The sequence below is a fragment of the Peribacillus sp. NPDC096447 genome (genome assembly GCF_044762725.1).
In the GTDB taxonomy this organism is placed as follows: Bacteria; Bacillota; Bacilli; order Bacillales; family DSM-1321; genus Peribacillus.
In genome coordinates, this window is the sequence record NZ_JBIWEV010000001.1 from 674,130 (window position 1) to 696,917 (window position 22,788).

Annotated in this window: 27 protein-coding genes, 1 tRNA gene, 1 riboswitch and 1 other annotated feature; of the genes, 2 read left to right on the forward strand and 26 right to left on the reverse strand. The window is 40.3% G+C overall.

Translation table 11 applies throughout. The annotated features are described in order from the left end of the window. Nucleotides 1–17: 17 nt before the first annotated feature. From ilvN to ACIQZD_RS03395, 9 genes are all read right to left on the reverse strand, one after another. Nucleotides 18–530: an acetolactate synthase small subunit gene (ilvN, locus tag ACIQZD_RS03355; RefSeq protein ID WP_402898159.1), complete on the reverse strand. Its 513-nt coding sequence runs from the start codon at nucleotides 528–530 to the stop codon at nucleotides 18–20. Between the two features lie 3 nt (nucleotides 531–533). Then, nucleotides 534–2,249: an acetolactate synthase large subunit gene (ilvB, locus tag ACIQZD_RS03360; RefSeq protein ID WP_402898161.1), complete on the reverse strand. Its 1,716-nt coding sequence runs from the start codon at nucleotides 2,247–2,249 to the stop codon at nucleotides 534–536. A gap of 115 nt (nucleotides 2,250–2,364) precedes the next feature. After that, nucleotides 2,365–2,623, reverse strand: a binding site (T-box leader). 308 nt (nucleotides 2,624–2,931) lie between these two features. Then, nucleotides 2,932–3,432 carry a M15 family metallopeptidase gene (locus ACIQZD_RS03365; protein WP_402898164.1) on the reverse strand — a complete coding sequence of 167 codons (501 nt, stop codon included), beginning with the start codon at nucleotides 3,430–3,432 and terminating at the stop codon, nucleotides 2,932–2,934. 157 nt (nucleotides 3,433–3,589) lie between these two features. Beyond that, nucleotides 3,590–3,865, reverse strand: coding sequence for a GNAT family N-acetyltransferase (locus ACIQZD_RS03370; protein ID WP_101222823.1), 276 nt, complete (start codon nucleotides 3,863–3,865; stop codon nucleotides 3,590–3,592). A 449-nt stretch (nucleotides 3,866–4,314) separates the two neighbouring features. Further along, on the reverse strand, nucleotides 4,315–4,674 hold the full coding sequence (locus ACIQZD_RS03375; protein WP_402898168.1) for a YidH family protein: 360 nt from the start codon (nucleotides 4,672–4,674) through the stop codon (nucleotides 4,315–4,317). A gap of 42 nt (nucleotides 4,675–4,716) precedes the next feature. Further along, complete coding sequence (locus ACIQZD_RS03380) at nucleotides 4,717–4,890, reverse strand: hypothetical protein (protein WP_202190575.1); 174 nt, start codon at nucleotides 4,888–4,890, stop codon at nucleotides 4,717–4,719. A gap of 178 nt (nucleotides 4,891–5,068) precedes the next feature. Then, nucleotides 5,069–5,329, reverse strand: a complete 261-nt coding sequence (locus ACIQZD_RS03385; protein WP_402898171.1) for a 2TM domain-containing protein — start codon at nucleotides 5,327–5,329, stop codon at nucleotides 5,069–5,071. A 70-nt stretch (nucleotides 5,330–5,399) separates the two neighbouring features. Further along, a complete protein-coding gene (locus ACIQZD_RS03390; protein WP_402898174.1) occupies nucleotides 5,400–5,762 on the reverse strand; it encodes a GIY-YIG nuclease family protein in 363 nt (120 codons plus the stop codon). Between the two features lie 18 nt (nucleotides 5,763–5,780). Beyond that, nucleotides 5,781–6,536: a DUF2087 domain-containing protein gene (locus ACIQZD_RS03395; protein ID WP_402898177.1), complete on the reverse strand. Its 756-nt coding sequence runs from the start codon at nucleotides 6,534–6,536 to the stop codon at nucleotides 5,781–5,783. Between the two features lie 274 nt (nucleotides 6,537–6,810). Here ACIQZD_RS03395 and ACIQZD_RS03400 point away from each other — a divergent pair, with 274 nt between their 5' ends. Further along, a complete protein-coding gene (locus ACIQZD_RS03400) occupies nucleotides 6,811–7,071 on the forward strand; it encodes a hypothetical protein (RefSeq protein WP_402898180.1) in 261 nt (86 codons plus the stop codon). Nucleotides 7,072–7,162: 91 nt separating this feature from the next. Here the strand turns inward: ACIQZD_RS03400 and ACIQZD_RS03405 are convergent, their stop codons facing one another. From ACIQZD_RS03405 to ACIQZD_RS03480, 16 genes are all read right to left on the reverse strand, one after another. Continuing rightward, nucleotides 7,163–7,363, reverse strand: coding sequence for a hypothetical protein (locus ACIQZD_RS03405; RefSeq protein ID WP_048688856.1), 201 nt, complete (start codon nucleotides 7,361–7,363; stop codon nucleotides 7,163–7,165). Nucleotides 7,364–7,555: 192 nt separating this feature from the next. Further along, nucleotides 7,556–7,629, reverse strand: a tRNA-Arg gene (locus tag ACIQZD_RS03410). Between the two features lie 171 nt (nucleotides 7,630–7,800). Then, nucleotides 7,801–8,313, reverse strand: a complete 513-nt coding sequence (locus ACIQZD_RS03415) for a metallophosphoesterase family protein (protein WP_402898184.1) — start codon at nucleotides 8,311–8,313, stop codon at nucleotides 7,801–7,803. 2 nt (nucleotides 8,314–8,315) lie between these two features. After that, complete coding sequence (locus tag ACIQZD_RS03420) at nucleotides 8,316–8,927, reverse strand: XTP/dITP diphosphatase (protein WP_402898187.1); 612 nt, start codon at nucleotides 8,925–8,927, stop codon at nucleotides 8,316–8,318. A gap of 216 nt (nucleotides 8,928–9,143) precedes the next feature. Then, nucleotides 9,144–10,265, reverse strand: coding sequence for a Ger(x)C family spore germination protein (locus ACIQZD_RS03425; protein WP_402898190.1), 1,122 nt, complete (start codon nucleotides 10,263–10,265; stop codon nucleotides 9,144–9,146). Beyond that, nucleotides 10,262–11,737 (reverse strand): spore germination protein, encoded by a 1,476-nt coding sequence (locus ACIQZD_RS03430; RefSeq protein WP_402898193.1) that lies wholly within the window; start codon nucleotides 11,735–11,737, stop codon nucleotides 10,262–10,264. Before ACIQZD_RS03430 ends, ACIQZD_RS03425 begins: the two co-directional genes overlap by 4 nt. Next, a complete protein-coding gene (locus tag ACIQZD_RS03435) occupies nucleotides 11,734–12,822 on the reverse strand; it encodes a GerAB/ArcD/ProY family transporter (RefSeq protein WP_402898196.1) in 1,089 nt (362 codons plus the stop codon). The genes ACIQZD_RS03430 and ACIQZD_RS03435 overlap by 4 nt, the downstream gene beginning before the upstream one ends. A 234-nt stretch (nucleotides 12,823–13,056) precedes the next feature. Further along, nucleotides 13,057–14,136: a GerMN domain-containing protein gene (locus ACIQZD_RS03440; RefSeq protein ID WP_402898199.1), complete on the reverse strand. Its 1,080-nt coding sequence runs from the start codon at nucleotides 14,134–14,136 to the stop codon at nucleotides 13,057–13,059. A gap of 62 nt (nucleotides 14,137–14,198) precedes the next feature. Beyond that, complete coding sequence (locus ACIQZD_RS03445) at nucleotides 14,199–14,441, reverse strand: dihydrofolate reductase family protein (protein ID WP_402898202.1); 243 nt, start codon at nucleotides 14,439–14,441, stop codon at nucleotides 14,199–14,201. A gap of 158 nt (nucleotides 14,442–14,599) precedes the next feature. After that, nucleotides 14,600–15,403 (reverse strand): glutamate racemase, encoded by an 804-nt coding sequence (gene racE / locus ACIQZD_RS03450; RefSeq protein WP_101222834.1) that lies wholly within the window; start codon nucleotides 15,401–15,403, stop codon nucleotides 14,600–14,602. 10 nt (nucleotides 15,404–15,413) lie between these two features. Next, complete coding sequence (locus tag ACIQZD_RS03455) at nucleotides 15,414–15,857, reverse strand: MarR family winged helix-turn-helix transcriptional regulator (RefSeq protein ID WP_101222835.1); 444 nt, start codon at nucleotides 15,855–15,857, stop codon at nucleotides 15,414–15,416. A gap of 222 nt (nucleotides 15,858–16,079) precedes the next feature. Beyond that, nucleotides 16,080–16,304, reverse strand: coding sequence for a helix-turn-helix domain-containing protein (locus ACIQZD_RS03460; protein WP_028392149.1), 225 nt, complete (start codon nucleotides 16,302–16,304; stop codon nucleotides 16,080–16,082). Between the two features lie 122 nt (nucleotides 16,305–16,426). Next, nucleotides 16,427–16,891, reverse strand: coding sequence for an acyl-CoA thioesterase (locus ACIQZD_RS03465; protein WP_402898205.1), 465 nt, complete (start codon nucleotides 16,889–16,891; stop codon nucleotides 16,427–16,429). 264 nt (nucleotides 16,892–17,155) lie between these two features. Next, a complete protein-coding gene (gene sdhB, locus ACIQZD_RS03470) occupies nucleotides 17,156–17,929 on the reverse strand; it encodes a succinate dehydrogenase iron-sulfur subunit (RefSeq protein ID WP_048689018.1) in 774 nt (257 codons plus the stop codon). Nucleotides 17,930–17,946: 17 nt separating this feature from the next. Continuing rightward, nucleotides 17,947–19,698: a succinate dehydrogenase flavoprotein subunit gene (gene sdhA, locus ACIQZD_RS03475; RefSeq protein WP_402899877.1), complete on the reverse strand. Its 1,752-nt coding sequence runs from the start codon at nucleotides 19,696–19,698 to the stop codon at nucleotides 17,947–17,949. A gap of 70 nt (nucleotides 19,699–19,768) precedes the next feature. Next, entirely contained in the window at nucleotides 19,769–20,377 is a 609-nt protein-coding gene (locus tag ACIQZD_RS03480) for a succinate dehydrogenase cytochrome b558 subunit (protein WP_034308986.1), read from the reverse strand. A 384-nt stretch (nucleotides 20,378–20,761) separates the two neighbouring features. Here ACIQZD_RS03480 and ACIQZD_RS03485 point away from each other — a divergent pair, with 384 nt between their 5' ends. Beyond that, nucleotides 20,762–21,217: a YslB family protein gene (locus ACIQZD_RS03485; protein WP_260358275.1), complete on the forward strand. Its 456-nt coding sequence runs from the start codon at nucleotides 20,762–20,764 to the stop codon at nucleotides 21,215–21,217. 63 nt (nucleotides 21,218–21,280) lie between these two features. On the opposite strand, the gene ACIQZD_RS03490 is transcribed toward ACIQZD_RS03485, so the two are convergent. Beyond that, the gene (locus tag ACIQZD_RS03490; protein WP_402898210.1) at nucleotides 21,281–22,513 is read right to left on the reverse strand and encodes an aspartate kinase; all 1,233 of its coding nucleotides are present in this window, start codon (nucleotides 22,511–22,513) and stop codon (nucleotides 21,281–21,283) included. Nucleotides 22,514–22,603: 90 nt separating this feature from the next. After that, nucleotides 22,604–22,780: riboswitch (Lysine riboswitch) on the reverse strand. Nucleotides 22,781–22,788: the final 8 nt, after the last annotated feature.

Here is a 22,788-nt window from a genome sequence, read left to right on the forward strand (position 1 = left end):
TTGTTTTGGTTTTTGTTTTATACGATTGTCGCATTCTTAGCGTGTGCAATTTGCATTCCACGCGGGATGGCGGCTGTCCCTGTCCTTGCCAATTCCTTGATGCCATATGGCTTGATCAGTTCAATGAAGGCTTCGATTTTATCCGATTCCCCTGTGATTTGAACTGTCAGGCTATCTTTACTGACATCAATAACTGAAGCTCGGAAGGGTTCTATGACTGAATAAATCTCGGCTCGGGTTTGTGTAGTCACCAATATTTTAATGAGTGCAAGTTCCCTCGCCACAATCGATTGATTCGTAATATCATATACTTTCAAAACATCAATCTGCTTATTCAATTGCTTGGTGATCTGTTCAATGACAGCTTCGTCATCAACATCGACCACGAAGGTCATCCTTGAAATGCCATCCTGTTCGGAAGGTCCGACAGTCATGCCTTCAATGTTATAATTTCTTTTCGTGAACAGGTTCGTAATCCGATTCAGGACGCCTGGCCTGTTGTTCACGGTGAGGCTAAGAATTCCCTTCATTGATTAAACTCCTTCCATTTCATCAAGCCCTTTTCCTTGTGCTACCATCGGAAAGACATTTTCGTTTTGTTTTACCCGGAAATCAATCAACACTGGACCATCAGTCTTTAAAGCTTCATCCAGGCAGTTACTTGCTTCTTCCTCCGTCGTCACTTTGTATCCCGGAATTCCATAAGCATCGGCCAATTTCACGAAATCCGGATGCGATTGAAAAATACTGTGTGAGAAACGTTTATCATGAAAGAGTTCCTGCCACTGTCTTACCATCCCTAGTGCCCCGTTGTTGACGATGATGATTTTGATTGGCAGATTCATTTCGGCAATGACTGAAAGTTCCTGCAGGCACATCTGGAATCCACCATCCCCCGATATGGAGAGCACCGTCGCTTTCGGATTCGCCAGTTGCGCTCCGAGAGCCGATGGTAAGCCAAAGCCCATCGTCCCCAATCCACCGGAAGTGACCCATGAATTCGGTTTATTAAATGGATAGTATTGCGCTGCCCACATTTGATGCTGTCCAACATCCGTCGTAACAATGGCTTCCCCATTCGTTTTTTCATGAAGCATCTGGATGACCCGCTGAGGTTTCAATACGCCTTCTTCATGGGTATAACGCAATGGGAACTCTTCATTCCATGCAGTCAGCTGTGTTGTCCATTCATCAATTTCCGGTTTCTTGCCACTTTGCGCAATCAACTCCGCCAGCGCTTCCTTGGCACTTCCGACGACCGGAATTTTTGTCGGCACATTTTTACCGATTTCCGCTGGATCAATATCGATATGGGCCACCGTTGCATGCTGTGCGAATTTCGCTAGGTTCCCAGTCAATCGATCATCGAACCTGGCACCGATATTGATTAATAGATCACATTTCGCTAATGCCATGTTTGCTGCATAGCAGCCATGCATACCACCCATTCCGATAAAGAGAGGATGTTCCGCCGGAAAGCCCCCAAGACCCAATAAAGTGTGGACGACGGGAATGCCTTGCTGCTCGACATATTCCTTTAATAGATGGGAGGCCTTTGCATGCAGGACACCTGCCCCTGCAAGAATGACCGGTCTTTTCGCCCCGCTTACGGCTTCAACAAGCTTTCTGATCTGTAAGTAATTCGGCTTGGTTGTCGGCTGATAGCCCGGGAGATTCATTTCTGGCTCCTCTTCAGTCGATACACCTTCTATAATGGCCATGTCCTTAGGTATATCGATTAATACTGGACCGGGCCGGCCGCTGGAAGCGATATAAAAAGCTTCTTTTATAATGCGCGGAAGGTCTTCCGGCCTCCTTACCTGATAGTTATGTTTTGTGATCGGGGTAGTAATCCCCAGTACATCAGCCTCCTGGAAAGCATCCGAGCCAATTACACTGGTAGCTACCTGACCCGAAATTACCACAAGCGGTAAAGAGTCAATCATTGCATCGGCCAAACCGGTGACAATGTTCGTTGCCCCTGGACCGGATGTAACTATGACCACCCCCGGCTTGCCGGTAATCCTGGCGTATCCTTCCGCTGCATGAATCGCACCTTGTTCGTGCCTTGTCAAAATATGAAAAAGTTCTGAACTGTAAAGCTTGTCATAAATCGGCAATACAGAACCTCCCGGATAACCAAAGATGACTTCAACATTTTCCTTTTTCAATGCATTCAGCAGAAATTCAGCACCACTATAATGTGTCTTTCCACTTTTCCGATCAGCAACAACTGACTTTTGTGTCATTTCGTAAAAAACCTCCTTCGCTTTTCTATTAAATATTTCTTAACATTCAGAATTTTCAGCTTTTTATGCATACAAAAAAGCCTTTTCACCCCAAATGTACTTGCACTCGGCAAGTTAAAGGGGTGAAAAGGCTTGATGAGCCACTCCACGGTACCACCCTTTTTCGCATGAAACTCCATGCGCACTTTGAATAGCCTACACTATTCTCTGTTTTGGTAACGGGTACTGGTACGCACCCGTTCAGCCCTACTAGTCTGACGTTCAAGCTGAAACTCCAAGGTGAGTTCATCTTTCGGGACAATACCGGCTCTCAGCTACCCGGCTCTCTGTGACTGCCTTTTTAAAAGACTACTTATCCTCTTCAATGCTTTTCGCATTATTCATATTTTTCGAAACGCTTATGTTTGATGTCTTGTATTTGTGATTATCTTACGTGTATTTCAGGTAGTAGTCAACAGGTTTTTTGAAATTTTTTGATAATTCTAAATTGAAAGATTTGTTGTATCCGCTTACATACCTATCATGGCCACATTCTATAAAAAAAGTTTTTTCAATATTTAATTTTTAAAAACATCAAATATCCCATTAAAATTATTAAAGTGATAACAAACTTCTCCACTGAAATATCCTCAAACTACCCACATGATGCCAGTCACTAGTATTAGTGTTCCCAAATAGCGGATCATCCATTTTCCCTTTCACTGTTCACTGACGCCACTCTTGATACAAGATTCGGCCTCAATCCCTTTTGAAGATCTCTCGTGGATAAACCGCCTGACATTCCAAGATGCGGAAAATCCCGGAACAATTCAAAATCCCCTCCCCAAACAAATCCCAGGGACTTTGCTATGGCCGCTACCCTTGTCCACTTTTCGCCCTCTGTCCACAATGTCCGCTTGCCGTCATCACTAACAATGACAAAATCCACAGCAAGTCCATAGTTATGCAAGGACTGGCCCGCTCTGGCATAAGTCACGATAGGCATTGATTTATTCGTTCTGCCCCGTTCATACAATTTATTTTGTTCTGGGAAACTTCGATAACCAGCCGTTATTTGAACAAATATACCCGCTTCATAAGCTAATTTAACCACTTCGAGTATCGTCTCGTTCACGACCGGGTTCATACCGCTTCCCATATTTTCCTTTGCGCGTTTCAATAGGGTTTGTAATTTGATGGCCATCCTAGCACCTCCCCTATATTAAATGCGAACAACACTGTAGGCGGAAAGGCGTTTAATATTTTTTTCTTGGAGAATTGAAGGGGTGAAGATTATCTAAAAAAATGACAAAGGGCTGAACACAGGTGTTATTAATCATCCCCTGGTCCAGCCCTCTGGTTCATTTAGCCAATACATCCTCGTATTCTTCATTTTTTTCAAATTGTTTTTGAACGAACGAACATACCGGAACAATCTTCAGTTTTTCCTCCCTTGCGAATCCTATTACCTTTTCAACAAGGGCATTTCCAACCTTTTGCCCGCGCAGCTTGTCAGAAACAACGGTATGATCGACAGTGATTTCATCATCACCTGATTTAAAGAATGTAATTTCCGCTAATTTCTCACCAGATTCTTCGACAAAAAAAGAACTTTCACCTTTTCTGATATCAACCATGTTAATGACCTCCTTTTAGTTCCTCTTTATCATATCTCACAAAATGGAAATTAAACAAATATTTAAAACGTGATTGAAATTGAATAAAGTAAAGTACTTTCAAGAGTTTTAAAGCTAGCTTTATCCATGTGAAGTTTATTCACAAACTGATGGTGGCTAATATATAATTTTTCTAGGAAGGCAAAAGGCAAAACCGACCGACCTTTTCCTAGCCCCGGATATACACTTCTGGTAATATCTAAGCTTTACCACGGCTGACGTGCACAATACTGAATGAAATATTTTTAAAGGTTTTAATTTCTCTCCATGACCAAAATGAAAAACATAGTTTTCCAAGCTTTCATTTTTTGATGAATTTATATAATGGAAGAAAACTTTCCATATTGATGTAAGAATAAGTATATAATAGTAGAAACTGAAAAAACTGTCCTTTAAATATTAGGACAGTTTTACACTTTTATGAAAACAAAATATAAAATGATCATCGATAACAATATGACCATAAAAACAGCGATTAGAATAACGTGCGCACTCGAGGGGTGGAATGTCCCTTCATTGATTTGCCGCTTCTTCTGAAGATAACCGAACGTCGCCAGCACTGTAATCACAAGGCCCAATGCACATGCAAACATCCCCAGCAAGATACTGATCAGGTCAATCCGGGGATCCCGATGCACACCAATCGTAAAATGCAGGCTTGTCGCAAGAAAACCAACCCCCACTATCGCAATCACCGTTCTTACCCACGCTAAAAAGGTGCGTTCATTAGCCAGATGCTGCTGGGCATATTTCAATTGGTTTTTCTCCATGTCATCACCTTAATCGAACGTTTTGATCAACCTTAAAATCAGTCATCTTTTCAGGAGCGAAAAGGCCCTGAACATAGACCCGACAAACATTAGCCCTGCACCGCCGAGCAATAAATATATACATAGAGTTTTATTAATAACATTCAAAGGATAAAGTAAGGCCCCCAGCGCTATGATTGCTCCTATCCCCGTTATGGTCCATCCTATTTTTTTCATTCGCAACTCCTAAAATTAATTATTTAGTAAGGTCCTCCACGGGTTTCCCCCTATTTCATAAACAAGTCCCTCATTATTAGCTTAAACCATTTAAAAACTTACAACAAGTGAGATCTTCTGATTATTTTCCCACAAAAAAAGAGCCACAAATGACTCCCTGTTTTGAACACGCCCAAATTCAGCTGTTCTTTTTATCATTTTCCATATATTCTTTTATTTTTCTTTCTTCCCACTCGGACCCGAAGTTTCCTTGTTTAATGGTAGTAATTCCGTGTATCAGAACACCAATCCCCCACCCTCCAAGGGGATAAAGGAACCACCAATAACCAGGATCCGTTAATAGGTTAATCACAAATAACATGACATTCACCAATACATACACCGTAATATGAATGTAGAATGCCTTAAGGTTTTCAACCCTTTTTTTCGCTCTTAGCATAAATAAATAAGAATGAAGTGCATCAAAGGTAAATCAGGGGCTGGGAATCGGGAGAATCTCTAAAGGCCACTTACAAGTCAGTGGATTTCATTCTATTGTATCCCCGTTCTTCGTATGGCTGTATTTTTTCCATCCACATTTCTTCAAGTTTTTTCAATTCCCGTTTAACATCAAAAAATCCTGTATCTTTCGGCTTCAATACTTCCAGTACCTCAAAAGAAAAAGCATCTTCCCCATATTCGTTCCACTCACCTTGCAGCACTTTATTGGTGTTTGTTCCGACTTCCAATTCAAATCGTTTCCCCTTCAACGTCTTTAAATTCCTGGTGCTTCCGATAAAAACTTTATTATTTACCGTATTTCTGATTTGGTATACACCTGCTTCAACTTTCGTTTCTTTATATAATTGCTTCAATTCTTTTTTACGATCCATCTTTCTTGCCTCCAGTCATCATTTCTTCAGCCAATATTGGCTCCCATCAGGCTTTCTATCCAAGAATCCATATTCTATTAAATATCTTCTCAAAAGAACATGATCATGATAAACGGCACTCAATATTTGATTGATTTCTTTTTCTTCGTATTTCCGCTCATTTTCAAAACGGTTCATAATTTCTCGGAGAATGATCAGCCTTTGTTTTTCCTTTGGCGGGAAAGACTTTAATGCATCATGACTGCCTTTAGGGAAGTATTTTTTCAGTACAGTCACCTTTTCATCCTCGGTAACGTTATAACGATCATCGACCATCGTCGCTTTTTGATGAAGCGGGATAAATGCCGGCGCATGTTCATCTTTATCTTTCAAAAGTTCCATCAGGGCTAAAAACAACTTAGCCTGTCGCTCTTTCTCTTTCAACACAAAACGATGGTTCCGAATGGTGGACGGACTGCCAATCCCCATTTCCTCCTGAACCTCAGCATCATTCTTCCCTTGGTAAAATAGGCGAAGAAGGCGGTTTTGATGGTCCGTGAGACCTGTAAGTTTTTTATCGAGATCGATCAAGTATTCAAAAACGGAGCTGTGTGCATGTTCAATATGAATTCGCATATACCTCTTTGCTTCATAAAGAACCCCATCTTTCGGGTATACTACCCCCTTTTCAACTGCATTTCCGCACAGCAAACAAACATATTGATTCTCACCTTCTATATACCCTTGTTTAAGCTCATTCTGAGATGCGCTCCAAAACATTTCAGCGTCCTTCATAAAACAAACACTTCCCTATAAAGTTTATAATATAATAAACATAATATTAATTCGTTTGCATTATGTCAATGTTTTTTCTAATTTAACTCCAGCAAAGTATCCAAAGATGACCTTGATGGCCAGAGGGCTTCATAACATGCAGCTGACAGGCGAATACACAATCCATTAAACGATTTCCATGACACTATGCCGATATAGTATATTGAATAATAAGCGTAATTTCCCCAATAATATGCTATATAAGCGTGAATAAACTTTAGAGGAGGATATATTATTGAAAGATGAAAACGATGCGATAATTCCATCATTCCATAACACCGATTTACACAAGGCATTACAACATTTATCTGAACAATTCAAGGTATCACTGCCAGAATTACGCGATACGATTGAATCACTTATACAAAACCAATCAAGTGTGATGCAGCTCAGTGAAGAAAATGTTAAAAGTTCACCCGTCGAAGAATTGAATACGGCAATAATCAAAAACCGTGAAATCATTAAAAAAAATCTCCAAACATTAAATAGAATTTGATATAGAAAAAAGGCATCCGATCATGGATGCCTTTTTTCTATGGAGCATATGAAATTCCTAATATAAGTCCTTCGTTAGAGCTCATTAGGTATTAGCTAGGCACAAACTTAAGTATCCCTTCCAGATAAACACCTTGCTCTTTTCGTGTGCATTCCCTCAACTTGATTCTTCCTTCTTTTTCTAACTCCTTGGCTAATTGGACCACTTCTGTTCCATCTTCGGTTATTTCGACTGAGAAGAAATTGCCCCGAGTGGAAGTTTGAATGAACTTGAATAATCTATCTTTATTCATTTAAACATCTCCTTATTTATAACAAGTTCGACATAAAAGGTCATCCACCTGCGATAAATACGAAATAAAAAACTTCTTGTCGTCATACGAACTTTAACAGTTAAAAGGATAGCAAATTGAAATTACCCTCGTTGACTTAAGCCAAAAGTAAAAAAGCCAAAACCTTAGAAGGTTTTGGCTTTTTTTAGTTAGTGTCCCAGGAGAGATTCGAACTCCCGACCGACGCCTTAGAAGGGCGTTGCTCTATCCAGCTGAGCTACTGAGACGTATGATATAAGTTGCGGTAAAACTTATGTATTACCTTAACTGTTCCCTTAGGACACTTCTTATTATAGTAGGATATCAAAAGAAAGTCAACGGTTTTTCAAAAAAAGTTTTTTTCTTTTTTAATGAACCAGGAAGCGGGGAAAAACGCTTCCTGTTCATTATACATGAAGTCATTCCATTTGATAAGCATTTCTTAGTTCTTCAACGATTTTTCCTTCAAGGTCATAATAGATGATTTCAAGTTGGTCATTTCCGATTTCCAAAATGGCATAGGTTTTCTCTTTTCGTCCACGCGGCTGACGTATGCTTCCCGGGTTGATGAAGAGCTTGCCGTCAATCAATTCGGAGCCTGCAGCGTGGGAGTGACCAAAGCAAATAATATCCGCCCCTGTCTCTTCACTTTTATAAGATAGGTTCATCAAGGTCATATTTATGTTATAGAGGTGTCCATGTGTAAGGAAGAAATGCTTGCCTGCAATAATCTCCACAATGTCATTCGGATATGCCGAATCATAGTCACAATTCCCGCGTACGGCTAAGAACCCCGACATGTGAGGGTCATTTCTTTCCAACTCTGAATCACCGCAATGGATCATGGCAGCAACCTCTTGTTTATGACGGTCGGTAATCATGCTGATTTCATGAGTTAAGCCATGACTGTCACTCATTATTAGCACTTTCATCGTCACATTCCTTCTTCCCTTTTTAGAAATAGATCAAGTTTTTCATCTAGAGCCCTCAATGCATTGGCACGGTGACTGATTTTGTTTTTTTCCTCTTTTGTCAATTCGGCGTTTGTTTTACCCTGTTCCTCAACAAAAAAGATGGGATCATAACCAAATCCATTCGCTCCTGAAGGCTGTTCTGTAATCAAGCCTTCCATGGTTCCCGATACCGTGATCGTTTCCTGGTTGGGTGACGCTAGTGCCAAGGCGCAATAAAACCTCGCCGTTCTATCCTCTTTTGGCACGCCTTCCAGTTCCCGGAGGACTTTTTCCGTGTTTGCTTCATCACTCTTGGACTCTCCAGCATAGCGCGCAGAATATACGCCTGGACGGCCCTCCAATGCATCTACAATCAATCCCGAATCATCAGCAATGACAAAACGGCCTAGCTGATGGGCAATGGCCTCTGCCTTCAGGATCGCATTTTCTTCAAAGGTCGTCCCTGTCTCCTCAACATCCGGAGCATCCGGTACATCAAGAAGTGTTTTGACTTCATATCCTTTAGCAGAGAATAAGCTTTCGAACTCCTTTGCTTTCCCTTTATTTTTCGTTGCAATGATTACTGTCTTCATTTTTCATTTCACCCTTTTTCATTTTATCGGCATGTGAGCTCTTTTCGGGCTAAGAAAGAATTTGCTGTAACTCGTTATATGTAAAAGCCGCTTCTTCTCCAGTGCCAAACGGACGAATTCAGCGCTGCCTTTCATGATCAATAACGGCCGCTGAATTTTCCAGATAAGTTAAGTCTAACACAACTCCCTCATCTGCAATAACCTGAAACTTTTAAACTAACGTTTGTAATTTTCACTATGTTCAATATGGATATTAACTTTTATGTTATTTATTGAAGTCTTATCAAAGGAATTAATAATTTTATTATCCCACTTATTGACATGGTATCTGTATGCCTTTTCACTTATGTTAAATAGGTCTGAATTGATTTCCCCCCCCGTCTCCAATGTCTTCAAAATATCTTGCTTAACTTTTGTTTCTACCTTTTTTTCGATTTTATCCATATCCAAGTTATCTATATTTTGTTTCAATATTCCATTTGCTCTAACCTCTATTTCATATAAGGGTTTCTTTTGTTGTTCCAATACTATGATTTTTGTTTTGGGGTCCATGATTTCAACACTTACCTTTTGTTTGTTCAGGGAAAAAAACATTACTGTCGCCTTGTTTTCAACCCATTTTAAACCTATCAAATCTTGTTTACTTACGAACCCTTTATAATCTTGTTTTGATAAAACATGGCCACCATTCAACGTTGGTATCTTTTTTTCTTTTCCGTCCTCTGAGTAATGATGCTCATTAATGACCATAGAGGAAATTAAAATGGAACCCACCGGCTGATAAAATTTCGAAACCAGTTCACTGAATTTTATCGGGGAAATGAAATAGTTCTCATTAATAACGGTCTCTGGCCTTTGAATGATCGTGAATAAGTTAGGAAGATTAAAGAAACTATCACTGTCAAAAACCTTTTCAATATCCTCGTTTGTAACAAACAGCCATGAATTGTATCGCAATAAGGGCTCTTTCCCTACATATTCAATGAAATCCTTCATTTTCTCTTTGATTACATTCTCACTTAAAATGAAGGAGTTTATATGCCCGATATAAAGTGGCAATGCTGCATTTTGTTCTAATTCAGTAAATGCTTCTTCGATACTTTCCCCTTTACCTTTCCCAATCACAACAGAAGATTTTTCTTGTAATGCAGCGGCCCCCTCTTGTTTTGCTATATCCGCAAAATTTAATGCTTGAAAGTATAAGATGAATTCACCCTCTTCATAATCGATCCCTAGAGCGGATCCATATGTTTGAGCTTGAATTTCCTTCATTCCCCAGCATCCTGTCGTCAATAAAAGTTGACAGCCAATAACCATGACTGCAATTAGCTTTCTCATTTGTTCGACTCCTTTTGCGGTTCATTATCACTGGACTGTATAGCTTGATTCCGCTGCCTTAACACTCCATACGGAAGCTTGAATAAGACTTTTAACATATCCGATTTATTTGGTTTGGAAAATGGATTCACAAAAGGCTGTCCGAAACTTTCCAAGGAAACCACAACAATCAAGATAAGGAATATCCCCATAAAGAATCCAAACAAGCCTAAAAAAGCTGAACAAGCAAATATGAATAACCTAATAAGAACAATATTCCCAGCAATATTTTGATTGATTAAGGTATAGCTTGAGAGAACTGTTACAGCTATTATTACGAGCATGGAGGGTGAAGTCAGCCCTGCCCGAATCGCTGCATCACCTATAATTAGTCCACCCAACACAGAAACCGTCGGACCTACAGCTTTTGGCAGGCGAAGACCGGCTTCTTTAAATAGTTCAAACAATAAGATCATCATGAATGCCTCCAAAGAAGCAGGTATGGGTAATCCCTGTCTCGTAATTGAAATCGTCGCAAGAAGCGAAAAGGGAATTTGATCGAATTGATAGGTAACTAACGCTATAAAAAAACCCGGTAACGTAACGGTTACAAATAAGGCGACTACACGAATGATGCGCATAAAACTAATGTAAAAAAAACTTGCATGTGCGTCATCAGCAGAATAAAGCAACTGATTAATACTGGTTGGTCCGATCAAGCATGTAGGATTCCCGTCTACCAGGATGGCAAAGCGCCCTTGATTCAAGGATTCAACAACATAGTCCGGTCGACCGATATAATCCATTAAGGGGAAGATGGAAAATTGATTATCATATAAGAGTTCTTCAACTTGGTAACTGCTGACTATGATATCAACCTTTAATGAATCCAATCGTTTTTTAATATCCAAAAGAATCGAGGGATTAATAATGTCATCTATATAAAGCAGCAATATTTTAGTTTTACTTCTTTTCCCGATTGTATATTCTATACATTTAAGTGATGCCGTTTTTAACCTTTGGCGAATTAAAGACATGTTATCCGATATATTCTCGACAAATCCATCCCTAGGTCCCCGAATGGAAGATTCTATATTGGATTCTTCCGGACTGCGCTTAGGTGAATTAGCTAATGGGGTATAGTAAATTTCATTAAAAGATTCATTAATAATGATTAGGTCTCCTGAAAAAAGAATGCTTTCCACTTCGTCTTTTAGATCGGAGCCCTTTTCAAGCATACTGATCTCCATAATATTGCTTAATCGATCAATTGTTAATTCCCCATTTTCTTGAACCGCTTTTGATATTGTAGGCAGTATCACTTCATTGATAAATTGCATATCCACTAAGTTCGGCGCATATAAAAACCCCAACAAATAACGACCTTCATTATCAAAAGTTTTTGTTCTTAAAACAACATCGGAAGAATGTTCGAACCATTTTTGGATTTGGTCAATGTAAGAAGGAGTTCCATTCATTTTTCCCTTCTTCATAATGTTTCACCTTTTCCTTTTCCTTTCCCCTTTTTTAAAATAAGAAATAACAGTATAATTGCAGCACTTAAAAGAAACAGACTGCTGATTGGAAAGAAATATTTGTATATAAAATTAAAAAATGAATCAGCATTCCAATGGATTAGCGTTCCAATAACAATTAACAAATATAGTGAAAGCAGTATCCGCTTCTGATGTTTTGAATTTGAGATTAATTTATAGCCTATAAATAAACATAAACTTATTCGAATCATGGCACCTGAAAGCCATTGGAAGATGGAAAGGAAATCGAGTCGAGTAATATAATAGCCGAACCTTAACAACTTCCACTGTTCATAAGCCGGATTCCTCATTTTCACTGCTTCCACAGAACCAAATTCTGCAATCGCTCCCATGAGGGGTCCTAACGTCAGAATGATTAAGATAATACCAGCCAGTAAAAGCCACTTGGCTTTTAGCTTATTTTTCAGGTAAGGAGTTAAAAATAAAAAAACGATAATTTCTAAATATCCTGCACTCGTATACAGAATTCCATTTAAAGTATTGCTATACCCGCTTTCAAATATCGGGAACAATAATTCGTAATTCTTATTACCCGTATTCCCCAGCCCCACAAATATCCCGAAAAAAGTGACGACCGGAAGAAATAGGAGAGCCAAAGTACTTATGGTGCGAATTCCTTTATAACCTGCAAAAATACATATAAAAGTGAATAGGCTGACAACTACGATGTTTGGTATGTCATGAGTATAATTAGATTTTGCCCAAATCACTGTAAATTTGACGGTAATGAAGGCGTTAATTATAAAGTACAATCCACATGCCATAGTGAAAATATATGTAACAAAAGGTGTAGACCATTTTTTCAGAAAAGAGATTATATCTTCTTTATCTAGTTTTTTATAAATATAAAAAATAAATAGCGTCCAAACAATACATGGAACAACACTTATTATGACACTTATCCATGCGTCGCGTTGAGATGCGGTCAATATATTGGGAAGGAGCAGGACATGTACCATGAATCCTGTATTCATAATGATCAAAACATAGATGTGTAAAGCCTGAATGACCTTTTGATCCATAATATCCCCCCATTAATTACATGATTAAAAGTAATTTCCCCTTTTAAAAATTTATTTATGTAAAAACTTTCTCTTGATACGAGAAATGCTTGGCGGCGGAATTAGTTTTCAACTAAAAACAACAATTAAGATGGACACAACAGGGGCAATAACCGCGTGGTAATTCAATAGCGGAAAAAAAAATAGAGGCAGCTGCAGGCTGCCTCATTGTGATTTCTAGATATAAATCGCGCTTTAAAAACTACCTGTGTTGACTTTCTCTGGACGGACCACTGGTTCGGATAATTTCTTGCCTTCTTCATTAAGAACATCTGCGCTGCCCTGCACTTGCACTTCAACGCTTTCAATTCCTTTCTGTTCCGTTAAGGAAAGGACCAAGGCATCAAGGACTTCTTGTGATACCTTTTTCTCCTTAAAGCTTCCAAGGATATTTTCATTAAAATTGAGGCTGACCTTACCTTCTGCCACTTTAGGCTCATCAAGTAAAGCTACATCACTCATGAACCCTGTTTGCAGGCTTGAACCCGATGGACTCTTCGTTAATTCCTTAATGACCGCTGTTACATTATCAGACACCGTTTCACTGATCCTGCGTGTCACCGGAACATAATAGGTGTACTCCTCGTCACCGCCTACATAATAAACGGTGAGTGCTTTGGTATTGGAAATGTCGACTACGTCACTCGTATCGATATTGATTCCTGACGACCTTGAGATATTCTCATCTATCGGCGTGCCATTGACAGGCATTTCGGATATATCTTCCCCATTGATTCTCATTTGGATTTTCTCGACCGAGTCGAATTGAGTCAGTGTCCATGTAATGGCTTGAAGGATTTTAAGTTCATCCTCTTTCTGATAATTTTTGAACTCCGGCGAAAAGTCCGCCACAGCCACTCCGTCTTTAATGTTCACGCTTATTTGGGTATCGGCAGGAATGACGGCCCTGAATCCATTCGGAAGTTTATCCGTAACAGGTCCGTTAGTGACAAGGTAATCAAGGGCCTGTTTGGCGACAGCTTCCGATTTAGGAAGTTCCAATGTCTGTGGTACCACATACCCGCTTTTATCAATTAAATATAACTCCGTCTTCACTGTTTTCGATTCAACAGCGCCCTCTTCTCCATCAGTCGCGGGCTTTTCCTCAACATTCGTTTCTGTTTCTTTTAATGAAGATTCATCCTCGACTAATGAAACATCCTTTGGCGGATCTATTTCCTTTTTCTCTTCACCGCCAAATAATCCGCAGCCTGAAAGCCAAAAAGAAGATGCCAGAATGGTCACAGCCATTGTTACTTTTGATTTATTGGACATAAAATCACTCCTAGGACAGTTTGTACTCCTATTTATACGAGCCCTAGGGGAAAATAGACCAATTATTTTTCCCTCTGATAATGGAGCTCGGCAATTTGCCCGTACTGCTGCATCTTTGTCAGCTTCTGATTGAGCAATCGACTCCCATCCCCAAGTATAATCGGAATGATGGACAGGATCATTTCATCCACCTGCGTTTCCCTCATGAAATCACTCACTATTTCTGCACCGCCGACAAGACAGATCCTTGAACCTTCTTTCTGTCTACCGATGAAATCACCTACAATCTTCGTTAAACTCGGCATATCCTTCTTTCCCTTTCGCACTTCTAGAAAAGACATAGCAGGCTTTGTGTTGAAAGGGAAATTCTTGTTCCAAAATATGAATCTGTTATATCTAATCACCGTATCGATACTAACACCGTCTGTTCAAGACAAGAAAAAAAGACCTCCAAATGGAAGTCTTATAAGTGATCGATTTTAATTGTTTCGATGGTATTGACATGAATACCGAGCCAGCTCGACGCGATGGAACCAAACATATCTCTGGAACCGGTTGTATAAAAGCGATGAACTGGGCGTAGCTTGCTTTTATTGATTAATTTATAGTAATCCAAAATGACACTTGCCTCACGGGCCGTTTCTTCCCCAGAGGAAATGACTTGTACTTCATCCCCCATATAGGAAGAGATTACAGGCCCCAGCAGTGGATAATGGGTACATCCAAGGATCAATGTATCGATCTTCGTTTTCTTCAACGGGTTCAAGGTTTGTGCCACGACCCTATTGACGATACCCCCTTCAAACTCCCCGCTTTCTACGATTGGGACAAATTTCGGGCATGCTAAACTATCTACTTTCACATCGGAATTGATGGAGGCAAGCGCATCGTCATATGCTTTGCTTTTCACCGTGCCTTCCGTACCAATAACGCCAATATGCAAGGAATCAGAAACTTTCAAAGCCGCCCTTGCCCCTGGATGGATGACACCCAACACCGGAATCGGAAGTGTTGCCCTGATTTCATCCAGTACAGCTGCAGTCGCTGTATTGCAGGCGATGATCAACATTTTTATTTCCTTCTTCATCAAAAACCTCGTCATTTGCCATGTAAAGGTTTGGACATCTTTTTTGGTCCTCGGCCCATAAGGGCATCTTGCTGTATCACCTAAGTAAATTATATTTTCATTTGGAAGCTGACGCATGACTTCTTTAGCTACTGTCAAACCGCCTACCCCTGAATCAATGATGCCTATCGGTTGTTTCAAAAAACTCGCCTCATTTTTCTTTCATTTCTTGATGTAGTTTTACTAGAATCCCTTTGAGGGACATGATGTCAGATTCGTTAAAATTAACTAACACGCCACTCAAGTACTGCTGCCGTTTATTAATCACTTCTTCGATTATCCGTTCACCTTCTTCAAGAAGGTGAATTCGAACCACACGCCGGTCCTTTTCATCCCTGACACGCTGGACAAGCTGATGTTTCTCCATGCGGTCAATCAGATCCGTCGTTGTGCTGAAGGCGAGAAACATCTTCGTGGACAATTCGCCAATCGTCATGTCGCCTGATTCAAAAAGCCATTGCAAAGCCACGAATTGAGGAATGGTAATTTTATAATCATGGAGAATTTCTCTTCCCCTTTGCTTAAGCCATGACGATACATAGCGCAATTCCCTCTCGATATCGGCTACATATGCCGCCTGCTTCTCTTCATCCATACACACAGCTCCCCACTTCATGAAACTTATCATACTACCATTTTGGCTGAAAGTGAAATGATTTTCAAGATTGATTACCTGGAATCATAATGCAACGCTCTCCATTAAAATAAGCAGCATCCAAAGAAGTCAAAACAACCAAATTGTTTTGCCCTTCCTTATATGCTGCCAATGAACGGGAGAGAAAATATTTATAAGGCTTACGTATTAAGAGTTAACACATTAAAGCTTAAGTTCTCCCATACGAAGGAGTTCTATGACTGCCTGCGAACGTCCTTTAACTCCAAGCTTCTGCATCGCATTCGAAATATGGTTTCGAACTGTTTTTTCGCTAATAAACAATTCACCTGCGATTTCTTTTGTTGTTTTGTCTTGTACTAGTAACTCAAATACTTCTTTTTCTCTTTTGGTGAGTAGTGGCTTATGAGTGAATTCGTTCTCCTTCAAGTAATGTTACCCTCCTTGCCTTCACCAGCATAAAACCCGGAGTGGGTGTCTATTTAGTCAAGATATAGTATGTCGGCTGGGGCAATCGAGTGACTCTTTTACTTGTCTAAATGGAAATATTTTTAGGAATGTTCCAGCACAGTATACAGCATCGAACGCTTCATGTCTTCCGTCCATGGTACCGGCTTCCCGGTTGCCTTGGACACTTGTACAATCGTCCCCCTGCCCGTTAAACAAATTGAACCATCTTGTTTAGTCCCCATATAGTGTAGGTCCACTGAAGAATTTCCGATATGGTCAGCTTTCACATGGATTGTCAATTTATCATTGAAAAACATCTGCTTAAGGTAATCACACTGTAAATTGGCAACAACCGGCATCTCACCGCATTCAGCCGAGGTCCAATCCTTCATGAACCCCATACTGTTGAAATACTCAATCCGAGCTTCCTCAAAATAAGTAAAAGGAATCGTGTTATTCAAGTGCCCAAACATATCAGTTTCCGAAAAGCGGATCTTAATCTCATGTTTAAAAGAAAAATCATAGATCCACTCCGTTATATTATCGATATATGATATTTTGCCCAACTTGTGCACACCCTTTCTGAATTGAATGACTATTCACTCATTTTATAAGAAAACAACGATAATGAAAAGGATTTTCTATTGAAAGCAGGGTAAATTATCAAGCTCACTTCACAAATCCTTCACAGTTGGCCTGGTGCCGGATTTACACTTCAACCCCAGTTATCAATCGTTTATGATTCTCTCGATTCCCAACCAAGCCTGTGTATGTAAAAAAATGAAAAAAAGAACCCATATCATAAGATACAGGTTCTTTCATGTTCATGATTAAACTTCATCGCTACCGAAGAAGTTACGGAATTGCTGGATCGTAGTATCACGGTTCAACGCTGCAATCGAAGTCGTTAATGGAATGCCTTTAGGGCAAGACTGCACACAGTTTTGTGAGTTACCGCAGTTTGCAAGTCCTCCATCACCCATGATCGTATTTAAACGTTCAGCTTTGTTCATTGCACCTGTTGGATGTGCGTTGAACAACCGAACTTGTGATAATGGTTGTGGCCCCATGAAGTCTGAATTGCTGTTTACGTTCGGACAAGCTTCCAAACAAACACCGCAAGTCATACATTTAGATAACTCGTAAGCCCATTGACGTTTCTTTTCTGGCATACGCGGTCCCGGTCCAAGATTGTACGTTCCATCGATTGGAATCCATGCTTTTACCTTTTTCAATGAGTCGAACATACGGCTGCGATCGACTTGCAGGTCACGAACAACAGGGAATGTACGCATTGGAGCTAGACGAACCGGCTGCTCCAATTGATCGATAAGAGCTGTACATGATTGTCTTGGTTTACCATTGATAACCATTGAACAAGCACCACATACCTCTTCAAGACAGTTCATGTCCCATGCGATTGCTGTAGTGTGCTTACCTTGTACAGTTACCGGATTACGACGAATTTCCATTAGAGCGGAAATTACGTTCATATTCGGACGGTACGCTAATTCGAATTCCTCATCATAAGGAGCTGAATCCGGTGTATCTTGACGAGTGATTATAAAACGGACTGTTTTAGTCTCAGATTTAGTTTCAACCATTTTTTTGCTCCCCCTCTTTAGTGTTTCGTAGTGTAGTCACGTTTACGCGGTGCGATCAGTGATACATCAATATCTTCATAATGGAATTCAGGTGCTTGATCCAAGCCTTTGAATGTTGCCATAGTAGTTTTCATGAATTCCTCATCATTACGTTCTGGGAAATCAGGTTTGTAATGCGCTCCGCGGCTTTCGTCACGGTTTAACGCACCAATTGTGATTACACGAGCCAATTGCATCATGTTTTGCAGCTGTCTAGTGAATGCAGCTCCTTGGTTACTCCATTTTGCCGTGTCATTGATGTTAATTTTCTTGTAACGTTCCATCAGCTCAAGAATCTTGTTATCCGTTTCTTTCAGCTTGTCATTGTAACGAACTACAGTAACATGCTGTGTCATCCACTCACCAAGTTCTTTGTGAAGGACGTACGCATTTTCGTTACCATCAAGAGACATGACTTTATTCCATTTCTCTTGTTCTTGTTTTTCGTACCCTTCATACAATGAAGAAGGAATGGATTCTGAAGTTTTATCAAGGCCTTCAATATATTTAACGGCATTCGGTCCAGCGACTGAACCACCATAGATTGCAGAAAGAAGTGAGTTAGCACCAAGACGGTTACCGCCATGTTGTGAGTAATCACACTCACCTGCAGCGAATAAACCTTTGATGTTAGTCATTTGGTCATAATCAACCCAAAGTCCGCCCATAGAATAGTGAACGGCAGGGAAAATTTTCATTGGAACTTTACGAGGATCTTCACCCATGAATTTCTCGTAGATTTCAATGATTCCGCCAAGTTTAATATCAAGTAATTTAGGATCTTTATGTGATAGATCCAGGTAAACCATGTTTTCTCCATTAATGCCAAGCTTCATGTTCATGCAGACGTCGAAGATTTCACGAGTCGCGATATCACGAGGTACTAGATTACCATAAGCAGGGTATTTTTCTTCAAGGAAATACCAAGGTTTTCCGTCTTTATATGTCCAAATACGTCCACCTTCACCACGAGCGGATTCACTCATTAGACGAAGTTTGTCATCTCCAGGGATTGCTGTCGGGTGAATTTGAATGAACTCACCATTTGCATAATTTACACCTTGTTGATAAACGATGGAAGCTGCTGAACCTGTATTGATCATTGAGTTAGTTGATTTACCGAAAATGATTCCAGGGCCGCCGCTCGCCATGATGACTGCGTCTCCAGGGAATGATTTGATTTCCATTGAAGTCAGGTTTTGTGCTACGATACCGCGTGCTGTTTGCTCATCATCGATAACAGCTCCAAGGAATTCCCAGCCTTCATATTTCGTTACAAGGCCTTCAACTTCATAACGGCGAACCTGCTCGTCCAATGCGTAAAGTAATTGCTGACCAGTTGTTGCACCAGCGAATGCTGTACGGCTATGTTGAGTACCACCGAAACGACGGAAATCAAGAAGACCTTCCGGAGTACGGTTGAACATAACACCCATACGGTCAAACATATGAATGATCGATGGTGCTGCTTCGCACATCGCTTTAACCGGCGGTTGGTTAGCCAAGAAATCTCCGCCATAAACTGTATCGTCGAAGTGGATATATGGAGAATCCCCTTCACCTTTTGTATTTACTGCCCCGTTGATTCCGCCTTGGGCACAAACTGAGTGAGAGCGTTTAACAGGCACTAAAGAAAATAAATCAACCTGTTGTCCCAGCTCTGCTGCTTTGATCGTAGCCATTAATCCAGCTAGACCTCCACCAACGATAACTATTTTACCTTTACCCAATTCTGTCACTCCCTTATTTCCATTAGCCAAGCTATGTTTTTCCTAATTCTTATAAATGAACTCTATCTTCTTATACGAAAGCGAAAATTGCGCTGATTCCGATATAAGAAAGAAGAACGAAAACGATCAATGTAAAGTAAGTCATGATTCTTTGCGATCTTGGTGAAACTGTAAGACCCCAGCTCACTGCAAATGACCATAATCCATTAGCAAAGTGGAAGATTGCCGAGATAATACCAACAATATAGAACACAATCATAAATGGACTAGAGAAAATTTCAGCCATCATGTCAAAGTTAACTTCAGCACCCATAGCTGCTTGAATTCTAGTTGCCCATATATGCCAAACAAGGAAAATCAACGTTATGATTCCAGTTAGACGTTGCAGCATGAACATCCAGTTACGGAAGAAACTAAATCTGCCTAAATTGTTTTTTGCTGTAAAGGCAATATAAATTCCGTACACAGCATGGAAAATGAGCGGTAGATAGATGACGACCCATTCTACCAGAATCTTCACGGGCGTATACTCAATTAAATGAACTGCCCCATTAAAAGTTTCTTCTCCTTTTGTTGCCATAAAGTTTACCGATAAATGAAAAATTAGGAATAGACCAATTGGAATTACTCCTAGAAGTGAATGAAGCCTGCGATTCCCAAACTCACGATTTTTTGCCACTAAGTGCCCCCCCTTAATTTGTGAAAAATCATGCAAAGATAAACTGGTGGCTACCTTTTATCTCCGCGTGAAAATACAGTATAGAGTCAAAAAAACTCCTCTATACTTCCTTTACAATTATGTGACATGTCCATTTTACTCCTGACTTCTATATGCGTCAAGAAAACGGATACAAGAAATCTCTTTTTCAGAATAGATTTTTTTGGATTAAATTGGCTATTTTTTGCATGTCAAGATGATATTTTGAATAAATTTCTAATTTAACTATTAATATCCCGGTATAATTTCTCATTTTTTTCCAATTGTAATTTAAATAAATAAAAAACAGTATAATTTGCAAAAGAAATACGTTTATAATAGATTTACAGAAAGAGGCGATAAATTATGAAAAAAAATATTGCTGCTGCGATAGAAGAAGAGATTCAAACTGAAGAATTCCTGGTTCCAGCTTTCGGATACGAATTAATCAGAGAAGTTCTATTGAACGATATTCTCGGAAAAGACTCTAATCAAATCCTCTATTGGGCAGGTAAACAATTAGCAAGAAAATTCCCATTGAATGGCGATCAGGAAGTGATTGAATTTTTCCAAAGCGCTGGATGGGGCAATCTGGAAATCTTGAAGTATACGAAACACGAGATGGAATTATCCCTGACGGGTGAAATAATCAGCCGCCGGCTGGATTTACACCCTGATTGTCACTTCCAACTTGAAGCCGGTTTCCTTGCCGAGCAGTTTACACTGCAAAAAAAATTCCTCAGCGAATCAACGGAAGAAATCAAACGCCGCGCAAAAAAAGTGATATTCACCATCCAATGGGATCCCAGAGATCCAATCTAATGAGCCCTTAAAACAGACTTACCCTTTTTACCGGAAGTCTGTTTTTTATTGGACTCCTGACACTTAAGCTAGCACATTTGCATGCTGACCTAGTTTAAATGCTTCATGAAGAGATTCAACCGCCTTCACCATTTCCTTTTCATTGACGACAGTCGAAACTTTAATTTCCGATGTGCTGACCATTTTTACCTGGATGCCTGTATTGGCCATCACTTCAAACATCTCGGCAGCCACTCCCGGATTGGATACCATACCAGAACCGACGATTGACACTTTGGCCAATCCGCTCTCCGTTTCGACTCGGTCGAATCCCAATTGTTCTTTATTATTTTCCAGCACGATCAAGGCCGCTTCCGTATCTTCACTTTTTGTGGAAAAAGATAGATTGGTCGTATCCTCGGCAGTCATGCTTTGAATGATGATGTCCACATTAATCCGGTTTTTCGCAAGTGTTGTGAAGATTGTGGATAATGCACCAAGTGATTGGGGCAAACCATATATTGTGACCCTCGTAATACTGTCTTCAAAAGCAATCCCGCGTACAATTAAGTTTTCTTCCATAGTTGCTTCCTCCTCAATGATCGTTCCTGATTCTCTCTCCATGCTTGAACGGACTTCAAGCGGTATTTGATAATTTTTTGCATATTCGACAGCCCTTGGATGAAGGACGCCCGCCCCCAGGTTGGCAAGTTCCAGCATTTCATCATAAGAAATGGATTGGAGTTTTCGTGCGCCTTTTATGTAGCGAGGGTCCGTTGTGAAAACGCCCGTTACATCCGTATAAATATCGCATCGATCCGCATTCAGCGCTGCAGCGATGGCAACCGCTGTCGTATCGGAACCGCCTCGCCCTAAGGTAGTGATTTCCCCATTTTCATCGTTCCCCTGGAAACCGGCTACGACCACTATTTTCTTCTCCTGAAGCTGAGCCTGGATCCTCGTGGCATCGATGTTTAAAATCCGGGCATTCCCATGAACGGATTCCGTTTGCATGCCAGCCTGCCAGCCAGTATACGAAATGGCTTCATGTCCTTCTTCAATCAATGCCATCGTTAACAGGGAAATCGTTACCTGTTCCCCCGTAGTCAATAGCATATCCATTTCCCTCTTGCTCGGGGTTCCGGAAATATCCCGGGCCATGGAAACCAATTGGTCCGTGGTTTTCCCCATGGCTGAAACAACGACGACTACCTCATTTCCATTTTCCGCTTCCTCGATTACCCGATTGGCAACATTTTTGATTTTTTCTACGCTTCCGACAGATGTTCCGCCGAATTTTTGAACGATTAATGCCATCCTCATGCACCCTCTCTACCTTTTTAGGCAATAAAAAAAGCAATGAGAAATATCTCATTGCTGTGATCACATATCTAAATACTGTAAACACAGTGAGATAGCTCTCCAGGGTATAAACCCTGACAATCCGCCATTTATTAAATGTCAGACCAGGAAAACAAGGTATGAGTCTTGTATTCCTTCGGCGTCATCCCCTTTCAAAACCTTTCATGGAAGCTCATACTTCTCCAGGTTTTTACTCTTGAATTCCGCACCTCTATCAGCACTTTTAAGTT